The sequence below is a fragment of the Pseudomonas sp. GL_090 genome (assembly GCF_057837765.1).
Genome location: NZ_CM174452.1, coordinates 579,347 through 595,112 on the forward strand (window position 1 = coordinate 579,347; position 15,766 = coordinate 595,112).

Annotated in this window: 11 protein-coding genes and 2 tRNA genes; 9 read left to right on the forward strand and 4 right to left on the reverse strand. The window is 60.2% G+C overall.

The window, feature by feature from the left end:
* Positions 1–32 precede the first annotated feature (32 nt).
* The 7 genes from hfq (at position 33) to AC3ITA_RS02540 (ending at position 8,677) form a co-directional block, all read left to right on the forward strand.
* Entirely contained in the window at positions 33–293 is a 261-nt protein-coding gene (gene hfq / locus AC3ITA_RS02510) for an RNA chaperone Hfq (protein ID WP_414928642.1), read from the forward strand.
* A gap of 12 nt (positions 294–305) precedes the next feature.
* Entirely contained in the window at positions 306–1,607 is a 1,302-nt protein-coding gene (hflX, locus tag AC3ITA_RS02515) for a ribosome rescue GTPase HflX (protein WP_008048071.1), read from the forward strand.
* Between the two features lie 96 nt (positions 1,608–1,703).
* Positions 1,704–2,879 (forward strand): FtsH protease activity modulator HflK, encoded by a 1,176-nt coding sequence (gene hflK / locus AC3ITA_RS02520; RefSeq protein ID WP_150673207.1) that lies wholly within the window; start codon positions 1,704–1,706, stop codon positions 2,877–2,879.
* Positions 2,879–3,748, forward strand: a complete 870-nt coding sequence (gene hflC / locus AC3ITA_RS02525; RefSeq protein ID WP_056725458.1) for a protease modulator HflC — start codon at positions 2,879–2,881, stop codon at positions 3,746–3,748. The genes hflK and hflC overlap by 1 nt, the downstream gene beginning before the upstream one ends.
* Before the next feature lie 312 nt (positions 3,749–4,060).
* The gene (locus AC3ITA_RS02530; protein ID WP_489279332.1) at positions 4,061–5,248 is read left to right on the forward strand and encodes an ATP phosphoribosyltransferase regulatory subunit; all 1,188 of its coding nucleotides are present in this window, start codon (positions 4,061–4,063) and stop codon (positions 5,246–5,248) included.
* 54 nt (positions 5,249–5,302) lie between these two features.
* Entirely contained in the window at positions 5,303–6,592 is a 1,290-nt protein-coding gene (locus tag AC3ITA_RS02535) for an adenylosuccinate synthase (RefSeq protein ID WP_150673205.1), read from the forward strand.
* 150 nt (positions 6,593–6,742) lie between these two features.
* Positions 6,743–8,677 (forward strand): methyl-accepting chemotaxis protein, encoded by a 1,935-nt coding sequence (locus AC3ITA_RS02540; protein ID WP_095943161.1) that lies wholly within the window; start codon positions 6,743–6,745, stop codon positions 8,675–8,677.
* 120 nt (positions 8,678–8,797) lie between these two features.
* On the opposite strand, the gene AC3ITA_RS02545 is transcribed toward AC3ITA_RS02540, so the two are convergent.
* From AC3ITA_RS02545 to AC3ITA_RS02560, 4 genes are all read right to left on the reverse strand, one after another.
* Positions 8,798–10,363 carry an ABC transporter permease gene (locus AC3ITA_RS02545; RefSeq protein ID WP_414928641.1) on the reverse strand — a complete coding sequence of 522 codons (1,566 nt, stop codon included), beginning with the start codon at positions 10,361–10,363 and terminating at the stop codon, positions 8,798–8,800.
* Positions 10,363–11,373, reverse strand: a complete 1,011-nt coding sequence (locus tag AC3ITA_RS02550; protein ID WP_489279333.1) for an extracellular solute-binding protein — start codon at positions 11,371–11,373, stop codon at positions 10,363–10,365. The genes AC3ITA_RS02545 and AC3ITA_RS02550 overlap by 1 nt, the downstream gene beginning before the upstream one ends.
* 273 nt (positions 11,374–11,646) lie before the next feature.
* Positions 11,647–11,733 (reverse strand) — tRNA-Leu (locus AC3ITA_RS02555).
* Positions 11,734–11,900: 167 nt separating this feature from the next.
* A tRNA-Leu gene (locus AC3ITA_RS02560) sits at positions 11,901–11,987 on the reverse strand.
* A gap of 225 nt (positions 11,988–12,212) precedes the next feature.
* Here AC3ITA_RS02560 and rnr point away from each other — a divergent pair.
* Both rnr and rlmB read left to right on the forward strand, forming a co-directional pair.
* Positions 12,213–14,840, forward strand: a complete 2,628-nt coding sequence (gene rnr, locus AC3ITA_RS02565; RefSeq protein ID WP_095946401.1) for a ribonuclease R — start codon at positions 12,213–12,215, stop codon at positions 14,838–14,840.
* Entirely contained in the window at positions 14,837–15,604 is a 768-nt protein-coding gene (gene rlmB / locus AC3ITA_RS02570; protein ID WP_095946402.1) for a 23S rRNA (guanosine(2251)-2'-O)-methyltransferase RlmB, read from the forward strand. Before rnr ends, rlmB begins: the two co-directional genes overlap by 4 nt.
* The last annotated feature ends 162 nt before the right edge of the window (positions 15,605–15,766 follow it).

A 15,766-nucleotide genomic window follows, 5' to 3' on the forward strand; every position in this document is an offset into this window, starting at 1 on the left:
TTTTATATTGAATCCTTAAAGGAGTGCGGCACATGTCAAAAGGGCATTCGCTACAAGACCCTTACTTGAATACTTTACGTAAAGAGAAAGTTGGGGTGTCCATCTACCTGGTCAACGGTATCAAGCTGCAAGGCACGATCGAGTCTTTCGACCAGTTCGTTATCCTGCTGAAAAACACCGTCAGCCAGATGGTCTACAAACACGCGATCTCTACAGTGGTGCCGGTTCGTCCAATTCGTCTGCCTAGCGCAACCGAAGCCGAAGCAGGTGACGCTGAGCCAGGTAACGCCTGATAGGAGTCTCCTTTGTTCTTTGAGCGCCACGGTGGTGGTGAGCGAGTCATCCTCGTTCACTTGGATGGACAGGACCCTGAGGCGCGCGAAGATCCGCAGGAGTTTCAGGAATTGGCTAATTCGGCGGGTGCCGAGACCGTTGCGTTTTTTAACGTGCCGCGTCATCGGCCAACCGCCAAGACCCTGATTGGCAGTGGCAAGGTCGAGGAACTGCGCGACCTGGTCAAAGCCGAACAGGCCGATCTGGTGATTTTCAATCACATCCTCACGCCCAGTCAGGAACGTAACCTCGAACGTGTTTTCGAGTGTCGCGTGATCGACCGTACCGGTCTGATTCTCGATATTTTCGCCCAGCGCGCCCGTACCCATGAAGGCAAGCTCCAGGTCGAACTGGCCCAGCTTGACCACATGAGCACCCGGCTGGTTCGTGGCTGGACTCACCTTGAGCGCCAAGGTGGCGGTATCGGTATGCGAGGCCCGGGTGAAACCCAGCTGGAAACCGACCGCCGTTTGCTGCGGGTTCGCCTGCGGCAGATCAAGGGGCGGCTGGAGAAAGTGCGCAGCCAGCGCGAACAGTCGCGCCGTGGCCGATCGCGTGCGGATATTCCTACCGTGTCGCTGGTGGGGTACACCAACGCCGGTAAGTCCACGCTCTTCAATAACGTGACGAAATCCGACGTCTACGCAGCTGACCAATTGTTTGCCACGCTGGACCCGACCTTGCGTCGTCTGGATATAGACGATCTGGGGCCGATTGTCCTGGCGGACACTGTGGGTTTCATTCGCCACTTGCCCCACAAGCTGGTCGAAGCATTTCGGTCTACCCTCGAAGAGTCGAGCAACTCCGATCTGTTGTTGCACGTGATCGATGCGGCCGAGCCCGATCGCATGTTGCAGATCGAGCAGGTCATGGTGGTGCTGGGCGAGATTGGTGCTCAGGACTTGCCGATCCTCGAGGTCTATAACAAACTCGATTTGCTTGAAGGCGTTGAGCCACAAATCCAGCGCGACGAAAACGGCAAGCCCCAACGGGTCTGGCTGTCGGCGCGCGATGGCAGTGGTCTGGAATTGCTTGAACAAGCCATTGCCGAGTTACTGGGCAGTGATTTGTTTGTCGGTACCCTGCGCTTGCCGCAACGATTCGCTCGACTGCGTGCGCAGTTCTTCGAACTTGGCGCGGTGCAGAAAGAAGAGCACGACGAAGAAGGCATCAGTTTGCTGGCCGTTCGTTTGCCCCGGGTCGAGTTGAATCGACTGGTAAGCCGCGAAGGATTGCAGCCGATGGAATTCATCGAGCAACACACTTTGCAATAAAAGCCTGAGAAAGCGGTTGTGCCGTGGTGACAGGCATTCTGTAGCATTGGTCGGCGCGCCGTGGGTGCGTCTTTGCTTTATCAGATGGAGAGCGCTATGGCTTGGAATGAGCCGGGTGGCAACTCGAATAATCAGGATCCTTGGGGTGGCAAACGTCGTAACAACGGCGACCGCAAGGGGCCACCGGATCTCGACGAGGCCTTCCGAAAGCTGCAGGAAAGCCTGAACGGTTTGTTCGGTGGCGGTAAGAAACGTGGTGGCGACGACGGCGGTGGTCCGGGCAAGAGTGGCGGCTTTGGCGGCCTGCTCGGCATCGGTCTGGTCGTGTTGGCCGCCGTTTGGCTGTACAGCGCGGTTTATGTCGTCGACGAGCAGGAGCAAGCTGTAGTGCTGCGCTTCGGCAAGTACTACGAAACCGTGGGTCCGGGCCTGAACATCTACTTCCCGCCGATCGACAAGAAGTACATGGAAAACGTCACGCGTGAGCGTGCGTACACCAAGCAGGGCCAGATGCTGACTGAAGACGAGAACATCGTCGAAGTGCCGCTGACCGTGCAGTACAAGATCAGCAACCTGCAGGACTTCGTGCTGAGCGTCGATCAGCCGGAAATCAGCCTGCAGCACGCGACCGACAGCGCCTTGCGCCATGTGGTGGGTTCCACCGCGATGGACCAGGTACTGACCGAAGGTCGTGAGTTGATGGCCAGCGAGATCAAGGAGCGTCTGCAACGCTTCATGGACACCTATCGCACCGGTATCACCGTCACCCAGGTCAACGTTCAGAGCGCAGCGGCACCGCGTGAAGTCCAGGAAGCCTTCGATGACGTGATCCGTGCCCGGGAAGACGAGCAGCGTTCGCGCAACCAGGCCGAAACCTATGCCAACGGCGTCGTGCCTGAAGCTCGTGGTCAGGCCCAGCGCATCCTTGAGGATGCCAACGGTTACCGTGACGAGACCGTCTCGCGCGCCAAGGGTGAGGCCGACCGCTTCACCAAGCTGGTCGCCGAGTACCGCAAGGCCCCTGAAGTCACCCGCCAGCGTCTGTACCTGGACACCATGCAGGAAGTCTTCAGCAACACCAGCAAGGTTCTCGTGACCGGCAACAAGAACGGCCAGAACAACCTGTTGTACCTGCCGCTGGACAAGATGGTCGAAAGTGGTCGCAGCACCGGCACCCAGGTGAGCAGTGCGGCAGCCACCAGCAATGAAGCGAATGCGCGTGCGGCAGCTGATCTGCAGCAACAGCCAGCACGTACCAGGGAGAGTCGCTGATGAGCAATAAATCGCTGATCGCCCTTATTGTCGGCGTCGTCGTGGCGATCGCTGCCTGGAACTGCTTCTACATCGTGGCTCAGACCGAGCGTGCGGTGTTGCTGCAGTTCGGTCGCGTGGTCCAGACCGATGTTCAGCCAGGCCTGCATGTGAAAGTGCCTTACGTTAACCAGGTGCGTAAATTCGACGCACGCCTGATGACGCTGGATGCACCGACACAACGCTTCCTGACGCTGGAAAAGAAAGCCGTGATGGTCGATGCCTACGCCAAGTGGCGCGTGAAGGACGCAGAGCGTTACTACACCGCGACTTCCGGCCTCAAGCAGATCGCCGACGAGCGTCTGTCCCGTCGTCTGGAATCGGGCCTGCGTGACCAGTTCGGTAAGCGCACCCTGCACGAAGTGGTGTCGGGTGAGCGTGATGCGCTGATGGCGGATATCACGGCTTCGCTGAACAAGATGGCCGAGAAAGAGCTGGGCATCGAAGTGGTCGATGTTCGGGTCAAGACCATCGACCTGCCCAAAGAAGTGAACCGCAGCGTGTTCGAGCGTATGAGCACCGAGCGTGAGCGTGAAGCTCGCGAGCACCGCGCCAAGGGTAACGAGCTGGCCGAAGGCATCCGTGCCGACGCCGATCGTCAACGCCGTGTGCTGCTGGCTGAAGCCTATCGTGAATCCGAAGAGGTTCGCGGTGACGGTGATGCCCAGGCTGCTGCGATCTACTCCAAGGCCTACGGTCAGGACCAGGAGTTCTACGCGTTCTACCGTAGCCTGCGCGCCTACCGTGAAAGCTTCGCGAACAAATCCGACGTCCTGGTCCTCGACCCAAGCAGCGACTTCTTCCACTACCTGGAAAAAGCCAAGCCTTGATACGGCGTTGACCTGATTTATCCCCCGCCGGGCGGCTAAAACCTCTGGCGGGGTGATCCTTTGGGAAAACGTGTGTATGATGCGGCAGCCGGGAAATTCCCGGCTTTTTTGCGTCTGCATGTTTGATTGCTGTTTTCAAGCAGATGCCGGGCCGATTGGCTCGACAGTTTTTCGAGGAAAGTGGTTGGCGAAGCCGGTAGAAGGGCTTTTCGCTCCGTCGCTCATGCGCGTGGTTTGTGCGCAAGCCGATCATTTTCTGCTTCACTCAAGGCTCGCCGACAGGCTGGTCGCCCGGAGATAGGGGAAGGCGTAATGGCAACGGTAGACCGCTGGCTTCTGCCAGATGGCATCGAAGAAGTACTGCCACCGGAAGCTGCGCGTATTGAAGTCGCGCGTCGTCAGGTGTTGGATCTGTTCCAGAGCTGGGGTTACGAGTTTGTCGTGACTCCCCATATCGAGTACCTGGAATCCCTGCTGACCGGCGCGGACCAGGACCTGGATCTGCGCACCTTCAAGGTCATCGACCCGCAATCGGGCCGTCAGATGGGTTTCCGTGCCGACATCACGCCGCAAGTGGCGCGCATCGATGCGCATACCCTGCGTCGTGAAGGCCCAAGCCGTCTGTGCTATGCCGGTAGTGTCCTGCACGCTCAGCCTCGCGCCTTGTCGTCCTCGCGCAGCCCGATTCAACTGGGTGCCGAGTTGTACGGCGACGGCAGTCCGAGCAGCGACGTCGAAGTCATCAGCCTGATGCTGGCCATGCTGCAACTGGCCGATGTGCCGGATGTGCACATGGACCTCGGTCATGTTGGCATCTACCGTGGCCTGGCCCGCGCGGCCGGTTTGTCCGGTGAAGTCGAGCAGCAGTTGTTCGATGCCTTGCAACGCAAGGCCATCGACGAGGTCATTACCTTGACCGAAGGCTTGCCTGCCGATCTGTCGGGCATGCTGCGGGCGCTGGTTGACCTGTGTGGCGGTCGTGAAGTGCTGGTTGCGGCCCGCGAGCGCCTGGCCAAGGCGCCGGCCCCGGTTCTGGCGGCGCTGGACGACTTGCTGGCAATTGCCGAGCGGCTGTCCGTGCGTTTCCCCGAGCTGCCGCTGTATTTCGACCTGGGCGAGCTGCGCGGTTACCACTACCACACCGGTGTGGTGTTCGCCGTGTTCGTACCGGGTGTTGGCCAGTCCATTGCCCAGGGTGGTCGTTACGACGACATTGGCGCCGATTTCGGTCGCGCCCGCCCGGCGACTGGCTTCTCCACTGATTTGAAAACCCTGGTGACCCTGGGGCGTGCTGAGATCGAGCTACCGTCTGGCGGTATCTGGATGCCTGACAGTACGGATGCGGCACTCTGGCAGCAGGTTTGCCAGTTGCGCAGTGAGGGTCAGCGTGTCGTTCAGGCCTTGCCTGGACAACCTTTGGCCGCTGCCCGTGAAGCGGACTGCGACCGGCAATTGATTCAGCAGAACGGGCTTTGGCAAGTATCGCCACTGGCTTCTTGAGTTTTCCCGCCGGCTGCCGCCGGCACCAAGTTTGCGCGAATGAGGACAAGTGTTATGGGTAAGAATGTCGTAGTCCTGGGCACCCAATGGGGTGATGAGGGCAAAGGCAAGATCGTTGATCTGCTGACCGAACATGCTGCCGCCGTAGTGCGTTACCAGGGTGGCCACAACGCTGGCCACACGCTGGTGATCGACGGCGAAAAAACCGTCTTGCACCTGATCCCGTCGGGCGTGCTGCGCGAAGGCGTGCAGTGCCTGATCGGCAACGGCGTGGTGGTTGCACCTGACGCCCTGCTGCGCGAGATCACCAAGCTGGAAGAAAAAGGCGTACCGGTGCGCGAGCGCCTGCGTATCAGCCCGTCCTGCCCGCTGATCCTGTCCTTCCACGTTGCGCTGGACCAGGCCCGTGAAAAGGCCCGTGGCGAGCTGAAGATCGGTACCACCGGTCGCGGTATCGGCCCGGCCTACGAAGACAAGGTTGCACGTCGTGGCCTGCGTGTGGGCGACCTGCTCAACATGCCGCGCTTTGAAGACAAACTGCGTGAACTGGTGGATTACCACAACTTCATGCTGGTGGGTTACTACAAAGAGCCAGCCATCGAATTCGACAAGACCCTGGCCGAATGCAAAGAATACGCTGAGCTGCTCAAGCCGCTGATGCTGGACGTGACTGCCGAGCTGCACGACCTGCGTCGCGCTGGCAAAGACATCATGTTCGAAGGCGCCCAAGGCTCCCTGCTGGACATCGACCACGGTACCTACCCGTACGTGACCAGCTCTAACACCACTGCTGGCGGCGTTGCTACCGGTTCGGGTGTTGGCCCTATGTTCCTGGACTACATCCTGGGCATTACCAAGGCTTACACCACGCGTGTAGGTTCGGGTCCATTCCCGACGGAGCTGTTCGACGAAGTCGGTGCGCACCTGGCTAAACAAGGCCACGAGTTCGGCGCCACCACTGGCCGTGCTCGTCGTTGTGGCTGGTTCGACGCTGTTATCCTGCGTCGGGCTATCGATGTGAACAGCATCTCGGGCATCTGCCTGACCAAGCTGGACGTGCTCGACGGTCTGGAAGCCATCAACATCTGCGTCGGCTACAAAGATGCAGAAGGCAATACCGTTGCCCCGACTGATGCTGACAGCTACGTGGGCCTGCAGCCTGTGTACGAAGAAGTGCCGGGCTGGACCGAGTCGACCGTGGGTGCCAAAACCCTGGAAGAGCTGCCAGCTAACGCCCGTGCTTACATCAAGCGCGTTGAAGAGCTGATCGGCGCGCCGATCGACATTATTTCGACGGGCCCGGACCGCAACGAAACCATCGTTCTGCGCCATCCGTTTGCTTGATAAGTCGTTGATGTAAAACACAAAGGCCCCTTAATTGTGGCCTTTGTCGTTTATGCCTGTTGGACGGCATGACCTTTGCTATTAGCTTTGCCTAAAACGTCACTTTTGGCGTGCCATCAATTTAATGGCGCTTTTGCAGAGGGATATCAAGTGTCGGCCGTTCTCTCATTGTTACAGAGCCGTTTGTTGCGGCCCGTGTTCGTTACCCTTGGTATCGCCCTTTTGGTGCAGGTGCTGGTAGCTGTCGCTCTGACCCGGAGCACGGTGACCGCGCTGGAAGCCGATCTGGGCCTGCGCCTGGGTGCAGACAGCCAAAAGCTGTCCGCTGAGCTTGAGCAGGCTGGGCGCGAAGTCACGTCGAGCCTTGACAGCCTCTCCACCAGTACGCGTCAGCGCCTCACGGCCGGTTTGTCCTCGCGGCTGAAGGATGAGCAGGCGCAGCTGCGCTCAACGCTGGAAAAAGATCTGAAGGACTCCGCCAGCGACATGGCGCAGCTATTGGCCTCTGTCGCGCCTCGCGCCATGTGGGACAACGACGTTCCGACACTTTCCGAATTTGCCCGCCGGGCCCAGCGCAATCCCAATGTGCTGTTCGTGGTGTATGACGACGCGACGGGCCAGCACCTGACGCGCTACCTCAACCGGGAAAATCCGATCAACAAGGCGCTGCTGGAAAAAGGCCAGGGCGAGCGGGCGCTTGACAAGGTGCTGGATGCGGCGAAGAACGATCCATCGGTGTTCTACATCGAGGCCTCGATCAATCCTAATGGCGTAGAAATCGGCAAGGTTCTGATGGGGGTCTCGACTGCTTCGGTTGAGACTGATCTGGCGGCCCTCGACAAGCGCTTCTCGGCATTGATCGCCAGCAGCGACCAGCTGGTGGGCGACAGTCTCAAGGGTGCGGCGGCCGACAGTGCAACGGCCATGCGCTCGCGCCTGCAGTCGGCGCAGTCCACCGCGGCTGAAATGAAGGCCAATACCACCAGCACCGTGCAGGAAGCTGCTACGACATTGCGCTGGCGCATCGGCGTGTGTCTGGCGGTGGTGGGTTTCGGTGTCCTGCTGTTGTTGGCGGTGGTGCTCGGTCGTCGAGTGGTCAATCGCCTGAAAATGCTGATCGTTGCCATGGATGACCTGGCGGCGGGCGAGGGCGATCTGACCAAACGTGTGCAGATCAACAGCAAGGATGAAATCGGCGACATGGCCTCGGCGGTCAATCGCTTTGTGGATAAGTTGCAGCCGATCGTGCGTGAGGCGGGCGATGTGGCCCAGCGTACCGGCGTGGAAATCGGTGCCATGACCTTGCGCAACGCCGGTGCGGATGCCGCGGCTGGCATGCAGCGTGATGAGGTGGCGGAGAGTTTGCGCGCGCTGTCGCAAATGGCTGATGAAGCCCAGTCGGAAAGCCATGCCATGCAGGCGGCGTTGAAGCAGGTGGTGGACATTCGTCAGGCTACCGACGAAAACACCCGGACCTCGGCGAAAGTGGGCAGTCTGATTGAGGAGCTGGCGGGGCAGGTCAACACAGGTGCCCAGGTAATCGAGCGCCTGGCGCAGCAAAGTGAGCAAATTGAGGTGGTGCTGACGGTGATTCACGGGATCGCCGAGCAGACCAACCTGCTGGCGCTGAACGCAGCGATTGAGGCGGCGCGTGCCGGCGAGACTGGACGCGGGTTTGCCGTGGTGGCTGACGAGGTGCGGGCGCTGGCGAGCAAGACGCAGAGTTCCACCGGCGATATTCAGGCGCACATCGTGGCATTGCAGCAAGGTGCCCGTGAGGCGGTGGCTGCGATTGGTCAAGCTGGGCGCCAGGCCAGTGAGGGTTTGCTGGTGCTGCGTGACAGTGCGCGGTTGCAGCAGTCGGTGCAGGCATCCGTCGAGCAGGTGCATGCGGCGATCGGTCTGGCTACCCAGGCCGCGGCGCATCAGGCTCAGGGCGCACAGGCAGTGCGGGGGCGGGTCCAGACCATTCACGCCCAGGCCGAGAAGGCGGCGCAAGCCGTTGTGGAGACCACGGCGAGCGGAAAGGTGCTCGATGGTCTGGCGGCGCAGTTGAAGGCGAGCCTGGGGCAGTTCAGGGCCTGATGCTTTGTCAGGGATGGCCTCATCGCGAGCAGGCTCGCTCCCACAATGATGGTTGGCGGACACAAAAATTGTGGGCGCCTCAGATCAAATGTGGGAGCGAGCCTGCTCGCGATGGCGGTCTTAACGACTCAGATACATCCGGGTCGTCAGCAGATAGACTGGCAACCCCGACACCAGTATCAACAACGCCGCATAAGGCGCAGCCGCCGCAAACTCCACATTCGCCGTATGCGCCCAGACTTCCGTCGCCAGGGTGTTCAGCCCGGTGGGGCTCAGCAGCAAGGTCGCCGTCAGCTCCTTCATCGCATCCAGGAACACCAGTGCAAACGCCGCCCCCAGCGCCGGGAAAATGATCGGCAGTGTCACTCGGCAAAAAGCGCTGAATGACGAGGCGCCCAGCGTACGCGCCGCCTCCTCAAGCTGTGGTGCTGCCTTGTTCAGGGCGGTGCGGATCGGCGCCTGGGCCAGCGGCAGAAACAGCAGGGCGTAGGCGATCAGCAGCAATGCCGAAGTCTGGTAAAGCATCGGCACGTAGTGCAGGGCGAAATACACCAGGGTCAGGGCAATGACCAGTCCCGGCAGCGCATGCAGCAGATACGGCAGGCGCTCGGCCCAGATCGCCAGTTGACCTTTGTAGCGCACGACCAGCAGGCTGACTGGCACCGCCAGCACCAGGCACAGCGCCGCGCCGCCCAGCGACAGGGCAAGGGAGGACAGCAAGGCTTCGCCGATTGCCGCCACGGGAAAGGCGGCTGATGATCCTACCGCCAGCCAGTAGGCCAGCATGCCCAGCGGAATCCCGCTGCCGATGATTGCCAGCAGCAGGCAGTAAAGCTGTCCCGCCACGGCCCAAGAGCCCAGTTGAATCTGTTCCGCGCGTCGCGCCGCACCCTGGCCTGTGCGCACGTGTCGACCCTTGCCGCGCACGCGCAGCTCCAGCCATAGCAGCGCCAGGCACAACATCAGCAGTACGGCGGAGAGCATTGCCGCGTTGGCATTGCTGAACTCCAGTTCGAACTGTTGATAGATCGCTGTGGTGAAGGTTTGCAAGCCGATGATCGACAGGGCGCCGAACTCCACCAGCATGTGCAGTGCAATCAGGAGTGATCCCGCCAGCAGCGGGGGCCAGAGCAGGGGCAGGGTGACGCGAAAGAACACGCCCCAGCGATTCTGGCCCAGGGTGCGGGCCGATTCTTCAAGGGAGGGGTCAAGGTTGCGCAGGGTTGCTGCTACAGGCAGGAAAATCAGCGGGTACTTCGACAGGCTCATCACCAGGATCGCGCCACCGAGTCCTTCAAGGTGGGCGCTCAGAGAAACCCAGGTGAAGCTGCTGACAAAGGCCGGTACGGCGAACGGCAGGCACAGGATCACGCCCCACAGTCGTCGTCCCGCAAGATTGCTGCGCTCGAGCAACCACGCCAGCGACAGGCCGATCACGCCGCACGCGAGGGTGACGCCCAGCATCAACGCAAGGGTGTTGCGCAGCAGGCCGAATACGTACGGTCGCCACAACAGGTGCAAGGCTTCGGCCCAGCCTGCTTGCCAGGCCTTGAGTCCGACATAGGCCAGCGGCAGGAGGCTGAGTACGACCAGCAACAATACCGGCAACACCAGCCCTATGGGTGGACGCTTGCGGCGAGGCGCGTTGTGGCTGCGCAGACTGGTGGCAGAGAGCGATGCGCTCATCAGTTCAAGCCAACGTCGCGTTCCAGGTCCAGCGCTTCTTCGGCGTTGCCGAGGTCGGCTGGCGTGACTTTCGGTGCTTCCAGTTCGCTGAACGGCTTGAGTCCGCGATCGGACTCCATGCCTTTGTGCAGCGGGTATTCGGCGGTGGTCTGGGTGATCACGCGCTGGCCTTCCTCGCTGGCCATGTAGGCGAGCAACTGCTGGGCTTCTTTGGGGTGTTTGCTGGATTTCAGGACTGCAGCGCTGGAAACGGTGATCAGCCCACCGACGTCGCCACCGGTGAAGTAATGCAGCTTGGAATCGAGCTGGCCCTTTTCTCGTTGCAAGGCGAACCAGTAGTAGTTGTTCACCAGCACTGTGGCGACTTCACCATTTTCCACGGCTTTGAGCGCGACCATGTTGTTGCTGTAGGTCTTGCCGAATGCGCGCAGACCGGTAAGCCACTCTTCGGCGGCGTCCATGCCGTGCACCTTGATGATCGCTACTGCTTGCTCCTGGAAGGCGCCGCTGGTGGGTACAAAGCCGACCTTGCCTTGCCATTTCGGATCGGAGAATTCCATCACCGATGTCGGCAGGTCTTTTTCATCGATCAGCTTGGGGTTGAATGCAACGACGCGCACCCGGGCTGTCACGCCAATCCAGGTGCCGTTGCCGGCGACGTATTCCTTGGGCAGAACGGCCAGCGTGGCGTCATCCGTCCTGGCCAGCAGGCCTTGTTCGCCAAGTTTGTTCAGGGGTGGTGATTCTTCGGTATAGATCACGTCGGCGGGGGAGCGATCGCCTTCCTCGACGATCTGGCTGGCGAGCTGGTTGCTGCTGCCTTTGCGCACATTGACGTGGATCCCGGTCTTGGCTTCGAAGGCCTTGGCGACCGCGTCGCCGACTTCTTTGTGTTGGCCGTTGTAGAGGGTCAGGGCGGCCGGATCGGCGGCTTGGGTGAGGGGAGTGGCGAGTGCCAGGCCGAGGAGGGTAATGGTCAGGCCGCGGCGCAGGGTATTTCGAAACATCATTCGCAGGGTTCCTCACTGTCGCATTGCAAAAACTTGCAACAATGATAAACGATATTGTTTCTCAAATGCGCGCTGCGGAACCTTGTAGGAGCGAGCTTGCTCGCGATGGGCGTGAACGATGGCGCGTTCTGTCTGAGAACAAGCGCTGTTCTCGAGTGCATCGCGAGCAAGCTCGCTCCTACAGAGGGTCGGTGATTTTTCAGGGGCCAGAAACGCAAAAACCCGCTTTCGCGGGTTTCTGTGAAACTCAAGGCCGTAACCTTGAATTTGAATTGGTGCCCAGAAGAAGACTCGAACTTCCACGACCTTGCGGTCACCAGCACCTGAAGCTGGCGTGTCTACCAATTTCACCATCTGGGCATTCATCGCAAGCGTTGCCGCTGTTGATGTGGCGCACTATACGGAGAGCATTTTGATCTGTAAACCCCTGATTCTAAAAATAATAAACCAGTGGTCAAAAATGCAAAAACCCGCTTTCGCGGGTTTTTGTGTGAGCCTTGAAATTGAACTAATCTCAAGCTCGAAATTGGTGCCCAGAAGAAGACTCGAACTTCCACGACCTTGCGGTCACCAGCACCTGAAGCTGGCGTGTCTACCAATTTCACCATCTGGGCAGTATCGGCAACGTTGTCCGTCGTCGATGGCGCGCACTATACGGAGCGTCTTTTTAACTGTAAACCCCCAGGGTCAAAAAAACATGGAAAATTTCATCGACGGTCTTCAAAACAGCTTTACGGTGTCGATACAGGGCTTTAGATGGGTCGTCTTAGCCTGAAATTTCCCGTTTCATTACGCCTATGCCAAACTAACCCGCATATAGACAAGGTGAAAACTCTCTAATGGCCGATTGGCAGTCCCTCGATCCCGAGGCCGCTCGTGAAGCGGAAAAATATGAAAACCCTATTCCTAGCCGCGAACTGATCCTTCAGCATCTTGCTGATCGAGGTTCGCCTGCTAACCGCGAGCAACTGGTCGAAGAGTTTGGTCTGACCACAGAAGACCAGATCGAAGCCCTGCGCCGCCGCCTGCGCGCCATGGAGCGCGATGCTCAACTCATCTATACCCGTCGCGGCACTTATGCGCCGGTGGACAAGCTCGACCTGATCCTGGGGCGCATCAGCGGTCACCGTGATGGTTTCGGCTTCCTGGTGCCGGACGACGGCAGTGACGACCTGTTCATGAGCCCGGCGCAGATGCGTCTGGTGTTCGATGGTGACCGTGCCCTGGCCCGGGTTTCCGGCCTGGACCGTCGTGGTCGCCGCGAAGGCATGATCGTCGAAGTGGTGTCCCGCGCTCACGAAACCATCGTCGGCCGCTACTTCGAAGAGGGCGGCATCGGTTTCGTGGTTGCCGACAATCCGAAGATCCAGCAGGAAGTGCTGGTGACCCCGGGTCGTAACGCCAACGCGCAGATCGGTCAGTTCGTCGAAGTGAAGATCACTCACTGGCCGACGCCACGCTTCCAGCCGCAAGGCGACGTGGTTGAAGTCGTGGGCAACTACATGGCGCCGGGCATGGAGATCGATGTTGCCTTGCGTACCTACGACATTCCTCACGTCTGGCCTGACGCCGTGCTCAAGGAAGCCGGCAAGCTCAAGCCGGAAGTCGAAGAGAAAGACAAAGAGAAGCGCATCGACCTGCGTCATCTGCCGTTCGTCACCATCGACGGCGAAGATGCTCGCGACTTCGACGATGCGGTCTATTGCGAAGCCCGCCCGGGCAAGCTGCGCCTGTTCTCCGGCGGCTGGAAGTTGTACGTGGCGATTGCCGACGTTTCCAGCTACGTGAAACTCGGTTCGGCGCTGGATGCCGAAGCGCAGGTTCGCGGCAACTCGGTGTACTTCCCTGAGCGCGTGATCCCGATGCTGCCTGAGCAGCTGTCCAACGGTTTGTGCTCGCTGAACCCACAAGTCGATCGTCTGGCCATGGTTTGCGAGATGACCATCTCCAAAACCGGCGAAATGACCGACTATTGCTTCTACGAAGCGGTGATCCACTCCCATGCCCGTCTGACCTACAACAAGGTCAGCGCGATGCTGGAGACGCCGAAAGCCACCGAAGGGCGCAAGCTGCGCGGTGAATACACCGACGTGGTACCGCACCTCAAGCAGTTGTACTCGCTGTACAAGGTGTTGCTGGCGGCCCGTCACGTACGTGGCGCGATCGATTTCGAAACCCAGGAAACCCGGATCATCTTCGGTACCGAGCGCAAGATCGCCGAAATCCGTCCGACCGTGCGCAATGATGCTCACAAGCTGATCGAGGAATGCATGCTGGCGGCCAACGTGGCCACCGCCGAATTCCTGAAGAAGCACGAAATCCCCGCGCTGTACCGTGTTCACGATGGTCCGCCACCGGAGCGCCTGGAAAAGCTGCGCGCGTTCCTCGGCGAGCTCGGCCTGTCCCTGCACAAAGGCAAGGATGGTCCGTCGCCGAAGGATTACCAGGCACTGTTGGCCGGTATCAAGGATCGTCCGGATTTCCATCTGATCCAGACCGTCATGCTGCGTTCGTTGAGTCAGGCGGTGTACAGCGCCGATAACCAGGGCCACTTCGGTCTGAATTACGAGGCGTACACCCACTTCACTTCGCCGATCCGCCGCTACCCGGACTTGCTCACGCACCGGGCGATTCGCAGCGTGATCCATTCGAAGCAGAACACCCCGCACGTTCGCCGTGCCGGTGCGATGACCATTCCGAAAGCACGCATCTATCCGTACGACGAAGCGGCCCTGGAGCAACTCGGCGAGCAGTGCTCGATGAGCGAGCGCCGTGCCGATGAAGCGACCCGCGACGTAGTGAACTGGCTCAAGTGCGAGTTCATGAAGGATCGCGTGGGCGAATCGTTCCCGGGTGTGATCACCGCCGTGACCGGTTTTGGTCTGTTCGTCGAGCTGACCGATATCTACGTCGAAGGCCTGGTGCACGTCACGGCGCTGCCGGGCGATTACTACCACTTCGATCCTGTGCACCACCGCCTGGCCGGTGAGCGTACCGGTCGCAGCTTCCGTCTGGGCGACACCGTGGAAGTGCGGGTCATGCGCGTCGACCTCGACGAGCGCAAGATCGACTTCGAGATGGCCGAAAAAACCATCAGCGCGCCGATCGGCCGCAAGAAGCGTGGCACCGAAAGCACCGCACCCGCAGCGAAAGTCGAAGCAGAACCGGCCCCGGCGAAAACCGGTCGTCGTCCTGCCAGGGAAAAGGCTGTAGAAGCCTATCGCCCGAGCGATGCAGCGGCGAAGAACGCCGAGGTGCGCAAAAGTCGTGAAATGAAACAGGCGTTGCTCGCCGGTGCGAAAAGCGGCGGTAAAGCGGCGTCTGGGGGAAAGACCAGTCGGTCGACGCCTGACAAGGCCGTCGGCGGCAAGCCAGCCAAACCGAGCAAACATCGTAAAGGCCCGCCAAAAGCGGGCTCGGCTCCAGCCAAGAGTGGCGGGGCGCGTAAACCTAAGGCCAAGCCATGAGTCAGTTGGAAAAGATCTACGGCGTACATGCTGTAGAAGCGTTGTTGCGTCACCACCCGAAACGCGTCAAGCAGATCTGGCTGGCCGAAGGCCGCAATGATCCTCGGGTCCAGACGCTGATCGAGCTGGCCAACGAAAACCGGGTCCAGGTTGGCCAGGCCGAGCGCCGCGAAATGGACGCCTGGGTTGAAGGTGTGCACCAGGGTGTGGTCGCGGACGTGAGTCCGAGCCAGGTCTGGGGCGAGGCGATGCTCGACGAGCTGCTCGATCGCACCGACGGCGCGCCGTTGTTGCTGGTGCTCGACGGCGTGACCGATCCGCACAACCTCGGCGCCTGCCTGCGTTCGGCCGATGCGGCGGGTGCGCTGGCAGTGATCGTGCCGAAGGACAAGTCGGCGACCCTGACTCCGGTTGTACGAAAAATCGCCTGCGGCGCGGCGGAGGTGATTCCGCTGGTTGCCGTGACCAATCTGGCGCGCACCCTGGAAAAGCTCCAGCAGCGCGGCTTGTGGGTGGTCGGCACGGCCGGTGAAGCCGAGGTCAGTCTGTATGACCAGGATCTGACCGGCCCGACCATCCTGATCATGGGCGCCGAAGGCAAGGGCATGCGTCGCCTGACCCGCGAGCATTGCGACTACCTGGTGAACTTGCCGATGGGCGGTAGCGTCAGCAGTCTCAACGTTTCCGTGGCGACGGGTGTTTGCCTGTTCGAAGCGCAGCGCCAGCGCAGTGTCAAAGCCAAGGCTGCTGCCAAGAAGTCCTGATCCAGTTGCAGTCCCTGTGGGAGCGAGCTTGCTCGCGATAGCGGAGTAACATTCAGCATCAATGTCGAATGTTGCATCCCCATCGCGAGCAAGCTCGCTCCCACAGTGTTTTTGTGGTGAGGGAAAGGTTGGGGTTGTTCAAATAATCACCAATTACCTTGC

Coding starts and splice junctions, on each gene's coding strand:
- hfq (WP_414928642.1), top strand. CDS start 33: ATGTCAAAAGGGCATTCGCTACAAGACCCTTACTTGAATACTTTACGT.
- hflK (WP_150673207.1), top strand. CDS start 1,704: ATGGCTTGGAATGAGCCGGGTGGCAACTCGAATAATCAGGATCCTTGG.
- hflC (WP_056725458.1), top strand. CDS start 2,879: ATGAGCAATAAATCGCTGATCGCCCTTATTGTCGGCGTCGTCGTGGCG.
- AC3ITA_RS02530 (WP_489279332.1), top strand. CDS start 4,061: ATGGCAACGGTAGACCGCTGGCTTCTGCCAGATGGCATCGAAGAAGTA.
- AC3ITA_RS02535 (WP_150673205.1), top strand. CDS start 5,303: ATGGGTAAGAATGTCGTAGTCCTGGGCACCCAATGGGGTGATGAGGGC.
- AC3ITA_RS02545 (WP_414928641.1), bottom strand. CDS start 10,363: ATGAGCGCATCGCTCTCTGCCACCAGTCTGCGCAGCCACAACGCGCCT.
- AC3ITA_RS02550 (WP_489279333.1), bottom strand. CDS start 11,373: ATGATGTTTCGAAATACCCTGCGCCGCGGCCTGACCATTACCCTCCTC.
- rnr (WP_095946401.1), top strand. CDS start 12,213: ATGGCCGATTGGCAGTCCCTCGATCCCGAGGCCGCTCGTGAAGCGGAA.
- rlmB (WP_095946402.1), top strand. CDS start 14,837: ATGAGTCAGTTGGAAAAGATCTACGGCGTACATGCTGTAGAAGCGTTG.